Here is a 12,423-nt window from a genome sequence, read left to right on the forward strand (position 1 = left end):
ACCGGAATCCTGGCGCCGCGGTACGCCGGGCCCCCGACCGCTCGTCGCCTCGGCCTTCGTTCCCATTCCTTCAAGACCGGCCGGCCGCCGCGGTGTGACGATCACCGGCATGAGACTCGTCAACGCACACCACGTCATCTCCCTGCGGACCACCCCCGTGCACCTCGGACTCGGATCCACGGCGAAGCTCGTCGAGGGCTTCGGCTGGGACCCGGAGGCGCTCCAGGCCTACGGCGCCGCGGTGGCGGCCGACGGCGCCGAGGGCCGGATGGTGATGATCTTCGACGGCGACGGCCCCGGCGACCACTGGGAACGCCACCCCGCCGGTGACGAGCTGATCGTCTGCCTCAACGGGTCGGTGACGGTCAGCCGTGACCTGGACGGAGTCGCCGACCGCGTTCTGCTGGGCCCGGGAGAGGCCACCGTGAACCCGGCCGGCGTCTGGCATGCGGTCGACATGACCGGGCCGTCGACCATCCTGAGCATCACCGCGGGCCTCGGTACCGACCACCGGACTCGGTCCGAGACGCACCCGACCGAAGGCGACGGCGGGCCGGGACCGGAGGCGTCATGACGACGCGCATCGCCTGCCTCGGCGACAGCCTCACCCGCGCGCTGATCAGCGTCGACTACCTGGACGCTCTCGCACGGCGCCATCCACCCGGTGATCTGCGACTCGCCCGCCACGCCGCCAACGGCGACTTCGCCTACAACCTCCTGCAGCGCCTCGACGCCGTGGTCGCGGACCCGCCCGACATCGTCACCGTGCTGATCGGCACCAACGACGCCCGGGCCGGCCTTCCCGGCTACCGCACCGACGAGGCCGTGAAGCGCAAGCAACTCCCCCGACGCCCGTCTGCCGACTGGTTCCAGCACTGCCTGGGAAGCATCGTCGTACGACTGCGTGCGGAGACCGACGCGACGATCGGTCTGCTGTCGCTCCCGGTTCTCGGCCAGCGCCTCGACGGACCGGCGGCGCGGGCATCGGAGCAGTACAGCCGGATGATCGCCGGGGTCGCGACCGCCAACGAGGTCACGTACCTTCCGCTCCACGAACGCCAGGTCGAGGAGCTTCGCCGAGCGGATCCGCCGCCGATTCCCTATCGGGACGCGCCCCCGAGAGCGGGTCTGGGCGTCCTTCTCCAACACCATGTGTTGCGCCGCGGTTTCGACACCGTCTCACGGCGTCGGAACCTCGTGCTCACGACCGACCACATCCACCAGAACAGCCGCGGTGCGGCGCTGATCGCCGAGGTCATCGACGCCGGTCTCCTGACGCGAAGGGTGTAGCCGGTTCACGAGTCCGGGACGCGACGGACTCGAACTTCCGGGGAGGCGGCGCGTGAGCGAGACGCCGGTGCCGGAGCTGTCGCCCCCGGCACCGGCGCGGCTCCGACGGCGCACCCGATCCTCATCCCGACCGCCGAAGCGAGGGCGAGCCACCCACGGTCAGGCCTCGCGCCGGGCTCGACCCAACCGGACTCTCACAGGATCTGGCTCGCCAGTCCACGTGAAGCGGACCCAGCGGCAGCTCCAGTCCTCGTCGACGTAGGACCGGGGCGGCCCGTACATCTCTTCCTCGGGCATGTACCGTCCCCGCTTGCCTTCGTGCCATCCGCAGGTGACGCGATAGGTTCCGGGCCGTGCCCAGAGCACCGTCCCGAGACCCAGTTGGCCGTCCAGGTTGAGCTGGACCGGTGGGTTGAGCCGGCCGAGGGCGCGGATCGACGCTTCCCTTTCCTGCGCTGTGGCGTACGAGCCGGTCTCGTCGGCGTCTACTCCCGTCGCGACGACAACGACCCTGCCGCTTCGCAGCGTCAGCTGCCCCACGACCTGCTCCTCGCTCACCGCCCGGGCAGCATGCCGGCGCGGCGCGTCTGTCCTGCCCGCGGGAATCCACGACCTCATGATCAGAAAGTTGTCGTCGCCGCCGCTCCGGCTCCGAGTGCGGGCGACCTCCGCGGCCCCGTCGCCGTCCATCTCCCAGACGAGGCCGACACGCGCCCCATCATCACCGAAACGCACGAACGCGGCTTCGAGGTCATCGTCGTCCGGGTGAAGCGCCGACCAGGCCCGCGCGTGATCGCAGGCCGGCTCCAGTTCATAGTCGGCGTCGTACGCCGCCCCTCCCCAGTCGGAGAAGGCTTCGAGGTCGCACACGAGCAGCGGACCACCGAGAGAACCGACCCTGGAGGCCTCCCATCTGTAGGGGGCCTGCGACCTGGAATCTTCAGTACGCACGAAAGCTGCTGCCGATCGGTGAAGGGTGCGCCACACGGACAGCTCCAGTGTGAACCATGGCAGTGGGCACCGGCGGCCGGACGCCCGAACGGGTGTGCCACCGGGCGCCGGCGGCGGGTTCAGCCTTCCGGACTCGCGCTCTCCTGCCAGGTCGCGGTGTCCGGGTCGATGCCGTGGGCGCGTGTGTTGGCGTCGATGACGCGACGAATCCACGTGGCGAGGCCGGGTCGGATGCCGTCGTAGTGGGCAGCGAATCCCGGATCGGAGGCGTCACCGTCGCGCGTGGGCTCGATCTGGTCCTGCCTCGCGACCGCGACCAGGAGGCGGCCATGCGCCCGGAGCAATCGACCGGACGACCGACGGGCGGGTCCCCGCGGCGGGTTGCGTTCGCGGCGCGGCCCACAGGCAGGACGCACTGTCCGGCAGGTGCCCCACCACCTGGTCACGGAGCAAGGTCCACGGATACGGTGATCCGATGTTCGACGTTCGTCACGCCGGCTCGCACGACGGGGACGCCCTCGGTGAGATCCACGCCGCGGCCTGGGAGGCGGCTTACGCCCCCTTCTTCTCACCGGAGTTCGCCGGCCCCGCCGTCCAGGACAGGCGGGGGCGATGGCACGCGAGGATCGGGCAGGGAACCGCGACCATCCTGCTGGCGGAACTCGGCAGTCGGCCTCTGGCCCTGTCGTCGTTCGGCCCGTCCGCGACCCGGCCGGGTCTTGCGGAGATCCACAGCTTCTACAGCCACCCCGACAGCTGGGGCAGCGGCGTGGCCGCCGTCTTGATGACGGAGACGCTGCGCCGAGTACGCGAGGACGGGTTCACCCGGGTACACCTGTGGACACTTCGCGACACCACCCGATCCCGCCGCTTCTACGGCAAGTGCGGATTCGCCGAATGCGGCAGGACACGGGCCTACGACTTCGGCGACGGGAACCCGCTGGAGCAGGTCGAGTACGAGCGTGCCTGCTGAGCTCGTCGCGTTGGTCCACTGGCGCGCCGAGGCCGGGCTACCCGCCAGGACGGTCTGCTGAGGTCCGTGCCGGGCAGACGTGTCCGTACCCGACCGGGTACGACCATCCTGCACGCTACCGGCGCCCCACTCCCCCGCCACAGACGCCCCGCGGCGCCCGGCCTGCCGCCGGGCACGGTTCGTACCTCAGGGTTCGGGCTCAGCTTCCGTGCGTCGGCGGGGTGAACTCGGGCTGGTCCAGCAGGCGCAGCCAGCTTCCGTCCGGTTGGCGGCGGACGACCTGCGCCCTCGCGCCGGATCCGTCCCTCGGTGGGGTCGACGTGAGGGCGATGCCGTCGCTGACCAGTGTGGGGAGCGGCTGCTCCGGTTCGAAGCGGGGGCGGTTCGCCAGGACCTTCGCCCACAGTTCGCCGATCGCCGCCCGTCCGACCGTCAGCTCGCCGGGGGGATAGGCCATCACCGCCTCCTCCTCGTAGAGCGCGGCCACTCCCGCCGCGTCGCCGGCGTTGGACCGCTCGACGAACAGACGGGTGATGTCCTCGGGCCGCATGGCCTTCTCGTACGCGCTCACGGTGTTCCTCCTGCATCGGGCTTCGGTTGCTGCTCCGTTCCGTGCTTCCAGCCTGGCCCTGGCCCTTCCAGAAGTCCAACAGATGGTTCTTCTGGTGACTAGAATCCTCAGTCATGGAACTGAGGCAGTTGGAGTACTTCGTCGCCGTCGCCGAGGAGCGGAACTTCACCCGGGCCGCCGAACGGGTTCACATCAGCCAGTCCGGGGTCAGCGCCCAGATCCGTCAGCTGGAGCGCGAGCTCGGCGCCGAGTTGTTCGACCGGTCGACGCGTACCGCCACCCTCACCGTCGCCGGCAAGGCCGCACTCGATCATGCCCGTGCCGCCCTGGACGCCGCGCGTGCAGTCGGCCGGGCCGTGGACGAGGTGACCGGCCTGTACCGGGGACGGCTCGCCATCGGCATGGTCATCGGCTGCACCGTCACCCCGCTGTTCGAGGCCCTCGCCGCCTTCCACCAGGCACATCCCGGGATCGAACTCGCCCTCCTGGAGGACCGGTCCGACCGTCTCGTCGAGGACGTCCGTTCCGGCGCCGTCGACCTGGCTCTCGTCGGGACGGCGACCGCCGCGTCCGAAGGGCTGGAGACTCTGACCATCATCAGCGAGCGGCTCGTCGCGTTGGCTCCGCCCGGACACCCCCTGGCGGAGCGGGACCGCGTCTCCCTGCGCGACCTCTCCGAACACCCCCTCGTGTGCATGCCCGCCGGCACCGGCCTGCGTACAGTCCTCGACAACGCCTGCGCCGCACAGGGCCTCCGCCCCGACGTCGCCCTTCAGGCCAGCGCCCCGGACGCCGTCGCCGGCCTCGCCGCCCGCGGGCTCGGGGTCGCGGTCCTCAGCGAGTCGATGGCCGCGAGCTACCACGACCGCCTCGTCGCCGTTCCACTCGGCGACGTGGACACCCTGGCCCTGCTCGCCCTGGTCTGGAAGGACCGCCCCGACCCGGCCCTCCGCGCGCTCCTCACGCACTGCCGGCGCTCCTTCGACCTCCCTTCCTCGCTCTGACCGAGCGTCACGATCGCCTCCCGGTCCTCCCGGAGCGGACGACCGGGAGGCGGGCTCCCCGGGCCGACCGCCGCACCCGGGGTGTCACCGGCAGGTCCGCTCACCGAACCGGTTCACCGATGCCCAGCAGGTTTCCCTCGCTGTCGCGGAACCAGGCACCGCGTTCGCCCCGGGCGCTCTTGCTCGGGTGGTTCCCGTCGATCTCGGCGATCCCGTCCCGGGTCCGGAACCCGGGCAGGTCCACGTCCTCGAAGACCACACCGCGCCGCCTGAGTTCCGCGACGACCGCGTCGAGGTCGCGCACCTCGACTGCCCCGCCTCCCCCACTGCCGGCCGCACCGACACGGCGGTCCGTGGACGGGCACCTCGGCCACCGGCCCTGAGAACCGCCAGACCCGCCAGGACCGCGCCGTCCGTCATCACAGCCCCGGCCGGCGATCGCCATGGCGGTAGTGTGACGGCGTGTGCCTCTACGCCGAGAAGCCCTACAAGCTGCACTTCGTGTGCACCGCGTGCCGTGTCGCGTTCAAGCGGCACCCGGACGCCGCCGGGCATCGATGCCCGCGCTGCTCGGAGCCCATGCTCTGCGCCGGCCATGACTTCGCCGCACCTCGGCGTCGGGACGTCAAGGCGTGGACGGTCGTGGCGGCCGTGCTCGACGCCGGGCTGCGCTACGAGGGCCGTGGATCCTGCGGTTGCGCCAAGGACCCGCAGTTCCGTCCGCGCACACGGGCCCAGGTACGAGCCCGGCGCATCGCGGCGGCACGGGCGGGGACGCCCCTCGCCGAGGTGCTCGGACGTGTGGATCCCCACACTCCTGTCTGAGATGCGCCGGCATGAGGCCGACCCCGCCGTGCCGTTCCCCGAGGGGCGGGCTCACCCGTGGGCGGCCGGCTCATGCCCGTGGGGGGATGACGGGCAGCAGGAGGTGGGCGGGGCGGTCCGGTCCCCAGTGCAGCGTGCAGCGCCCCCGGGTGCGGGTCCGGTAGGAGGCGGGGAACTGGCCGGTCAGCGGATTGCGCGGAGACAGCCAACGGCCGGCGACCACGAGCCGGAGTTGCTCACCGGCACGGAACAGGGTCGCAGAGGGGCCGAGCGCGATGTCGACGGGGACGGTCCTGGTCAGCGAGGGTACGGGCGATGGCAGGCGCGGGCCTCGCCGGGGAAGACCGTCACGGTGTCGGGAGTGGTCACGGCGTACCCCGCCTGATCACGCGGCAAGCTCCTGCCACCGGAGGTCGTACGCCCGCGGTGAATCGATCTTCGGTCCGGCCGAGCCGGTCCGGGTCCGGTGGTCAGAGCCAGCCGCCGGCGCCCGTGTCGTCGGTCAGTGCCAGGACCGTGGTGATGCGCTTGCCGACCGGTTCGCGGTGGATGGAGAAGCTCTGCCCGAGCGCCGTCACGATCTCCAGACCGTGCCGGCCGATGCGGGTCGGGTCGGGGCCGAGGAGGACCGGAAGAGCGGGGCTGCTGTCCCAGACCGTCACCTCGACCGTGCCCCCGGCGATCTCCAGGGTCAGCAGACAGGGGCCCGGCGCGTACTTGCGGGCGTTGGTGACCAGCTCGCTCACCACCAGCTCCACCGCGCCTCGCGCACGCTCGGACACGCACACCCCGTGTGCCGTCTGCGCGTCGTCCAGGAATGCGCCTGCCAGGTGCCGCGCACCGGCGATGTCCTCGTTGCCCTCGAAGAGACCGGACACCGACATGACCTCGTCCCCCAGCTGCCGCTCCGCAGCTCCGGCCACCAGCTCCATGCGGTCCCCCTCTTTCTGATCCGTTGTCGTCCGGGCAGCCGTATACCCCGGTCTCGAACCGGTACACCGCGATCCTGCCCACGAGCTCTCCGTACCGGTCGGAGCACGGAGCGAAGCCGGGGCGTCGATCGCCCGCCGCGCCCGCGAGACCGCCGAAGTCTCGCGGGCGCCGGCACTGGAGACGGCCTCGCCCCCTCCTCGCCGTCACCGCGTCCCCCGTGTCAGTCGCCGGCTCCCCGTGCCCTCCGACCGTCCCTGCTCCTCCGCCACACCCGAACACCGAGGACGGCCGCGGAGGCGGCGAACAGGGACGCGGTGATCAGCAGCCAGCGCCGGAGGAAGACGTCGGCGGGGAGCGCCGTGCTGCTCGTGTAGTGGCCGACCTGGCCGAGGACCAGGGGCCAGTACACGAGCAGCAGCATGCCGGAGACGAATGCGGGGATCCGGACGTGGTTGATCCCCGTCAGCGGCGGGCGCGCTCCCTCTGCCGGTCCGCCGCGGGCGAGGAGCCTCTGGGCGGCCAGGTCGGTGAGCGTGTACAGCGGCAGCAGGACCAGGTCGTGCAGGAGCGCGGCCCCGACGAACCACAGGGTCACCCCGAGGGTGTCCCCGTCGAGCAGACGCAGCCCCGCATAGCAGGTCAGGGCGAAGGAGACGAGGACCAGGAGCAGGTGGAGCGGCGAGGCCCCGTAGCGGCGGCGGAGCGAGGAGGACGCGGAGCCGGTGGTCGGCGGTTTCACGAAGGCTCCCCGAAGGTGAGGCGGGTGACCCATTTCGTGTTGTGGACGCCGGGTGCTCCGGGGACGATCACGCGGGCCGGGTAGCCGTGGTCGGTGGAGAGGACCGCTCCGTTGACCCGTACGGCCAGCAGGGAGCGCTCGTCGCGGACCTGCCCTCGGCTGAGGACGACCGAGCTGAACGATCCGCCCCGCTGGACGGACTGGACGAGGACCGGTGGGATGTCCGTCTCCAGGCCCACGAGAGCGGCCAGGTCCGTGAGGCGGACTCCCCTCCAGTGCTGATCGGTGGTCGACCAGCCCTCCACGCAGGCGATGGGGAGCAGGGCCGCGTTCTGTGGCAGGTCGAGCAGTTGTGCGTAGGTGAGGTCGATCTGGCGGCCCGGTCCGCGCACGGTCAGGCGCCAGCCCGGCCCGATGTCGCTGGGCCGGATGCCGACGGACGCAGCGGTCTTGTTGATCTGGAAGCCGTTCGGGCCGTTTCCCGGCTCCTGGCCGTGGGGTGCGAGAAGGGCCGTTCGGCGCCACCAGCCGCCGATGCTCTGGCCCGCGGTCACGGCGAGCAGCGCGAGCGAGCCCAGCCCCACCATGCCCAGGGCGCCTCGGCGGGAGATGGTGGGAGCGGCCGGGTTCGGCGAGACGAGCCCGGCCGCCTCCTCGCTGTCCGGGGCGGGCTGTCTCGGCCCGGCGCGCAGGGCCCGCACGGCCCGCTTCAGCCGGAGGGCGACGTGGACGACGAAGGCGCCGATGAACACCCAGGCGCCGTAGAAGTGCAGCGTGTAGAAGGAGCCCGGAAAGATGTAGTGGAGCTGCACGTTGAGGATGCCGGTGACGAACTCGAATCCGGCGCCGCCGACCAGCAGGAGCAGGGAGAGACGTTCGAGGGTGTCGGCGACGGACCGCACCGGCGGCCAGGCGAAGAGTTTCGGGATCACCGACCAGAGCTTGGCGAGCAGCACGGGGACGAGGACGACTCCGAGCGTGACGTGGACGCCCTGGGTGACCCGGTAGAGCCAGTACGGCGAGGTGGGCCAGGTGAAGAGGTAGAACCCGAGCCATCCCTTGCCCGGGGTCTGGTCGTTGACCGGGGCGAGGTCCGGTTCGTAGGCGGCGTACGACAGCAGGCCGGTGACGAAGAGGATCGTGACGCCGAAGAGGAGCACGATCCCGAACACCGCGGTCAGCCACGGGCCGCGCAGCGGGCTGCGCCAGAACTCCGGTCGGGACGGGCCCCTCGGCGGCCCGGCGGCCCAGCCGGAGGCGAGGGCCGTGCACAGCCGCCGGGTCCGCGCGGGGGCGTCCTCGGGTTCCGCTCCCCCACGGGCGGTCCGCTGGGAGGTCGGTGCGTCGTCGGGCCCGTTCATGAGGTGCCTCCGTGGATCGCGCGTTCGTGGTCCGGCAGGGGCTCGCGAGCGGAGGCTCGTGCGTCCGCTCCCGCCGTAGGGGCCGGGGCCGGGCCCGCTCCGCGGGTTCGTCGGCGGGCGGCCCACCCGCACAGGACGGCCACGGCGGCGGCGGTGTACAGGACGGTGCCGGCGGCCGGGACGACTCGCCCCGTCAGGTACGCGGCCGCGCCGGCGACCGCGACGCCCAGCCATTCCCAGCGGCCGTCGAGGGCCACGAGGGCGATCAGGAGCAGGGCGTACCAGGAGTAGCCGGGGGTGGTCAGGAGGAACGCGGTACCGGTGACCTGGAGGGCGCCGGCCCAGGGGCGCTCCGGGTCTCCCCTGAGGATCACGTGGGCGCTGATCGCGAGCATGCCGACCGCGACGGCGGGCAGCGCCCAGGAGTCGGGGAGCACCAGGCGGAGGAGGGCGTAGCGGTTGCCGGCGGCGGCGTCCTGGTAACCCTCCTCGTCGGCGTACCCGGCGAGGTAGCCGAGGACGGAGGAGTCGGAGAGCAGCACGTACGGCACGTACAGGGCGGTGAGGACCGCGGCGGTCGGAAGGAGGACGGCGGCGGCGTCGCGGGCTCGGCGTACTCCGGACAGGGCTCCGGGGATCAGGACGGCCGGCAGGAGCTTGGCCCCGACGGCGAGGCCGAGCAGTGCGCCGCCCCGGGCCCGGTGGCGGACCGCCAGGCCGAGGGCGAGGACGGACAGCAGGACGGCGAGCGCGTCGGCGTGGGCGTTGTTGACGGCCTCGACGGCGACGGCGGGGCACCAGGCCCAGTAGGCGGCGGTGCGGGGGTCGCCGCGTCGGCGGAGGACACGGAGCAGCGCCAGGGTCGTGCCGACGGCCAGTGCCGCGCCGCTCGCCTGCAGGGCCTTGTGGCGTACGTCGTCGGGTGAGAGGGCGTGGACGAGGAGGAAGTACAGCTCGCCGGCCGGCGGGTAGACGGTGTGCACCTGCGGGCGGTTGATACGGGTGCAGACGCCCTTCGTGACCGGCGCGAGGTCCGGCCCGGCGCATGCCTCCCCGGTGGGGAACAGCCAGGTGTCGCGGTACGGCAGGAGGGCGGCGTCGGCCGGGGCGTGGTCGTAGGGGGAGAGGCCCGCCGCCTGCACGCGGCCGTCCCACGCGTAGCGGTACGCGTCGGTGCTGGTGCGGGGCGGGCCGACCAGCCCGGTCAGGGCGACGGCGACGCCTCCGGCGAGGACCAGGGCCGCGGCGTGCCGGACCGGTGCCCGGCGCAGGGACCACACGGCAGCCGCGAAGAGGATCCAGCAGGCGGCATACCGCCGGGAAAAGGCAACCGGATCGGCGTCGAAGTCGTCCCGGCGGAGCGTGAGGACGAGGGTGGCGACCAACGCGGCCACGAGGACGACGGTGGTGACGGTGGCCCACCGGCCGGCGGTGGGAGGCCTGGTCACGAGGAGACTCCCGACGGAGCGGCAGCGGGCCGCGCCGGGGCCTCCCGCTGTGTCCCGAGGCCGAGTTCGGCGAACTGCCGACCGGCGGTCGTCCAGCTGTCCACGGTGCGCAATCCGGCCGCCTCGGCGTGCCTCAGCAGAGCCGGGAGGCCGAGCCGGGCCCACGGGAAGGGGGTGCCGAGGCCGCCGCGGCCGTCGTCGAGACGTACCTCGCACCGTTCGTCCACCTCGCCGGGGGCGGCCTCGGCGACCAGGCGCCCACCGCGGGCGAGGAGCTCGGCGGTGCGTTCCAGGAGGGCCCGGGGGTCGCCGCCGATGCCGATGTTCCCGTCGATCAGGAGCGCGGTGTTCCAGCGTCGCTCGCCGGGCAGGGGGTCGAACACGGAGCGGCACAGTGCGGTGCCGCCGCGGCGCACCGTCCGCGCCACGGCGGCCGGCGTCACGTCGATGCCGAGTGCGGGACGACCGCGTTCGGCCAGCGCCGCGACGAGCCGGCCGGGTCCGCAGCCGATGTCGAGAACGGTGCCGCGACAGCGGGCGAGCACGCTCTCGTCGCCGGCGTCGGTCCCCGCGCACCAGCGCTCGACGTCCAGGGGCAGCAGCCATCCGTCCGTGCGACGCAGGAACAGCGGGCCTCGTCCGGCGCGCAGGGCCACCGCGTACGGGTCGGCCCGCCAGGCCGGGCCGGGACTCGTCCGCGGCCTGGGGGCGGCAGGGGCGGTCATCGGGTCACCGCCGACCGCACGCCGAGCTCGCGGTACCGGGCGGCGAACCGGCCCGCCGGTGCGAGCGCGGCCACCTCGTCGGCGTCGGCGGCGGTGTCGACGTCCCGCAGCAGGGGCAGCGTCCCGGTGCGGAGGCCCGCCGCGCGGAGCCGCTCGTACTGCACCGCACCGGTCTCGGGTACGGACATGGGGACGCCGAGGAGCAGCGCCGGGTCCGGCGCGGCCAGGCCCAGTGCCCAGAAGCCGCCGTCGGCGGCCGGTCCGAACCAGGCGTCGTGGGCGTCGAAGACCAGGGCGCGCGAGAGGAGCTGCGGGGTGATCTGCGGCGTGTCCATGCCGATGAGGAGCGCGGGCCCGGGGCAGGCGGCGAAGGCGGCCGCGAGCCGCTCGTCCAGGCCTCCGCCGCTCTGCGGCACGACCTCGAAGCCGGGTGGGACCCAGGGCCCCGGGGTGCCGTCGAGGACCAGCAGGTGCCGGCCGGCCGGGGTGGCGGCCGCGACGGCCAGCGTGTCGAGGAGCGCGGCTTCGGCCAGAGCCGCCGCCTGTTCGGGGGTGAACGGCGGGGTGAGCCGGGTCTTGACGCGGCCGGGCACGGGCTCCTTGGCGATCACGAGCAGCGTCGTCGCGGTAGTCGTCGTGGGCGACACGGTGGCCGCGGGCGCCGTGGGCGACACGGTGGTCGCGGTCGACGCAGGCGTCGCGGCCGTCGCAGTGGCCGCGGTGCCCGCGGTCGTCGCGGTCGTCGCGGTCGCCAGGGTCGACGTCGTTGCCGTGGTCAGCGCGGTCATCGTGCTTCTCCCGTCGGCTCGGCGTGGCCGTGGACGGCAGGGACGTACGGCGGCTCGACGGGGCCGGGGGTGGCAGGGGCGTACGGCGGCTCGGCGAGGACGGTGCGCATGTCGCGCACGGCCTGCCAGGTGCCCCGCCATGTGCCGGTGACCTTGGATCGGCCGGTGCGCGGCAGGTAGGGCACGTCCTCCTCGCGGACCCGCAGGCCCGTGTCCGCCGCCCGGACGACCATCTGCAGCGGGTAGCCGGAGCGGCGGTCGGTCAACCCCAGGCCCAGGAGTTCCTCCCGGCGCATCGCGCGCAGGGGGCCGAGGTCGTGGAGGCGGAGTCCGGTGCGGCGGCGCAGCATGCGGGACAGGGCGAGGTTGCCCGCGCGCGCGTGCGCGGGCCACGCGCCGCGCCCCCGGGGGCGACGGCGGCCGAGCACGAGGTCGGCTTCTCCCGACGCGACCGCCCGCACGAACCCGCTCAGCAGGCCCGGATCGAGGGAGGCGTCGCAATCGCAGAAGCAGACGTACTCGGCGTCGGCGGCCATGAGTCCGGCGTGGCAGGCGGCGCCGAAGCCCCGGCGGGCCTCCGGTACGACGGTGGCGCCCAGGGAGCGGGCGATCTCGGCGGATCCGTCGGTGGACCCGTTGTCCACCACCAGGGACCGCCAGCCGGAGGGAATGCGGGCGAGTACCCAGGGCAGTGCCTCGGCCTCGTTCAGACAGGGCAGGACGACGTCCACGGAATGTTCGGTCACGGCTGCCACCGTAGGAACTCTCCCGGGACATAGCGGACATCGACTCCTTACGAAACGCGGACGTCCGCC

At 73.1% G+C, this 12,423-nt stretch carries 14 protein-coding genes and 1 pseudogene; 5 read left to right on the plus strand and 10 right to left on the minus strand.

Annotated elements, in window-relative coordinates:
* Positions 1-109 precede the first annotated feature (109 nt).
* On the plus strand, positions 110-574 hold the full coding sequence (locus ACF09E_RS33130) for a cupin domain-containing protein (RefSeq protein ID WP_392209623.1): 465 nt from the start codon (positions 110-112) through the stop codon (positions 572-574).
* Positions 571-1,290, plus strand: coding sequence for an SGNH/GDSL hydrolase family protein (locus tag ACF09E_RS33135; protein WP_392209625.1), 720 nt, complete (start codon positions 571-573; stop codon positions 1,288-1,290). Before ACF09E_RS33130 ends, ACF09E_RS33135 begins: the two co-directional genes overlap by 4 nt.
* A 159-nt stretch (positions 1,291-1,449) precedes the next feature.
* Here ACF09E_RS33135 and ACF09E_RS33140 read toward each other — a convergent pair whose 3' ends face one another.
* Entirely contained in the window at positions 1,450-2,160 is a 711-nt protein-coding gene (locus tag ACF09E_RS33140) for a hypothetical protein (RefSeq protein ID WP_392209627.1), read from the minus strand.
* Positions 2,161-2,716: 556 nt separating this feature from the next.
* Here ACF09E_RS33140 and ACF09E_RS33145 point away from each other — a divergent pair.
* The gene (locus ACF09E_RS33145; RefSeq protein WP_392209629.1) at positions 2,717-3,214 is read left to right on the plus strand and encodes a GNAT family N-acetyltransferase; all 498 of its coding nucleotides are present in this window, start codon (positions 2,717-2,719) and stop codon (positions 3,212-3,214) included.
* A gap of 199 nt (positions 3,215-3,413) precedes the next feature.
* Here the strand turns inward: ACF09E_RS33145 and ACF09E_RS33150 are convergent, their stop codons facing one another.
* A complete protein-coding gene (locus tag ACF09E_RS33150; RefSeq protein ID WP_392209631.1) occupies positions 3,414-3,785 on the minus strand; it encodes a YybH family protein in 372 nt (123 codons plus the stop codon).
* 113 nt (positions 3,786-3,898) lie between these two features.
* Here ACF09E_RS33150 and ACF09E_RS33155 point away from each other — a divergent pair, with 113 nt between their 5' ends.
* Positions 3,899-4,789, plus strand: a complete 891-nt coding sequence (locus ACF09E_RS33155) for a LysR family transcriptional regulator (RefSeq protein ID WP_392209633.1) — start codon at positions 3,899-3,901, stop codon at positions 4,787-4,789.
* Between the two features lie 100 nt (positions 4,790-4,889).
* On the opposite strand, the pseudogene ACF09E_RS33160 reads toward ACF09E_RS33155, so the two are convergent.
* Positions 4,890-5,156 (minus strand): annotated as a pseudogene (locus ACF09E_RS33160) (VOC family protein); the annotation flags it as partial.
* 95 nt (positions 5,157-5,251) lie between these two features.
* Here ACF09E_RS33160 and ACF09E_RS33165 point away from each other — a divergent pair.
* A complete protein-coding gene (locus ACF09E_RS33165) occupies positions 5,252-5,614 on the plus strand; it encodes a hypothetical protein (protein ID WP_392209635.1) in 363 nt (120 codons plus the stop codon).
* 470 nt (positions 5,615-6,084) lie between these two features.
* On the opposite strand, the gene ACF09E_RS33170 is transcribed toward ACF09E_RS33165, so the two are convergent.
* The 7 genes from ACF09E_RS33170 to ACF09E_RS33200 all read right to left on the minus strand — a co-directional run bounded on the left by ACF09E_RS33170 (position 6,085) and on the right by ACF09E_RS33200 (position 12,354).
* Positions 6,085-6,546 carry an ATP-binding protein gene (locus ACF09E_RS33170; protein ID WP_392209637.1) on the minus strand — a complete coding sequence of 154 codons (462 nt, stop codon included), beginning with the start codon at positions 6,544-6,546 and terminating at the stop codon, positions 6,085-6,087.
* A gap of 221 nt (positions 6,547-6,767) precedes the next feature.
* Positions 6,768-7,319 (minus strand): hypothetical protein, encoded by a 552-nt coding sequence (locus tag ACF09E_RS33175; RefSeq protein WP_392209639.1) that lies wholly within the window; start codon positions 7,317-7,319, stop codon positions 6,768-6,770.
* Positions 7,283-8,647: a molybdopterin-dependent oxidoreductase gene (locus ACF09E_RS33180; protein ID WP_392209641.1), complete on the minus strand. Its 1,365-nt coding sequence runs from the start codon at positions 8,645-8,647 to the stop codon at positions 7,283-7,285. Before ACF09E_RS33180 ends, ACF09E_RS33175 begins: the two co-directional genes overlap by 37 nt.
* Positions 8,644-10,095 (minus strand): glycosyltransferase 87 family protein, encoded by a 1,452-nt coding sequence (locus ACF09E_RS33185; RefSeq protein ID WP_392209643.1) that lies wholly within the window; start codon positions 10,093-10,095, stop codon positions 8,644-8,646. Before ACF09E_RS33185 ends, ACF09E_RS33180 begins: the two co-directional genes overlap by 4 nt.
* Positions 10,092-10,820: a class I SAM-dependent methyltransferase gene (locus ACF09E_RS33190; protein ID WP_392209645.1), complete on the minus strand. Its 729-nt coding sequence runs from the start codon at positions 10,818-10,820 to the stop codon at positions 10,092-10,094. Before ACF09E_RS33190 ends, ACF09E_RS33185 begins: the two co-directional genes overlap by 4 nt.
* Positions 10,817-11,467, minus strand: coding sequence for a DUF2064 domain-containing protein (locus ACF09E_RS33195; RefSeq protein WP_392209779.1), 651 nt, complete (start codon positions 11,465-11,467; stop codon positions 10,817-10,819). Before ACF09E_RS33195 ends, ACF09E_RS33190 begins: the two co-directional genes overlap by 4 nt.
* Before the next feature lie 137 nt (positions 11,468-11,604).
* Positions 11,605-12,354, minus strand: coding sequence for a glycosyltransferase family 2 protein (locus tag ACF09E_RS33200; RefSeq protein ID WP_392209647.1), 750 nt, complete (start codon positions 12,352-12,354; stop codon positions 11,605-11,607).
* Positions 12,355-12,423 lie beyond the last annotated feature (69 nt).

The organism is Streptomyces sp. NPDC014891, from assembly GCF_043081085.1.
Taxonomy (GTDB): domain Bacteria; phylum Actinomycetota; class Actinomycetes; order Streptomycetales; family Streptomycetaceae; genus Streptomyces.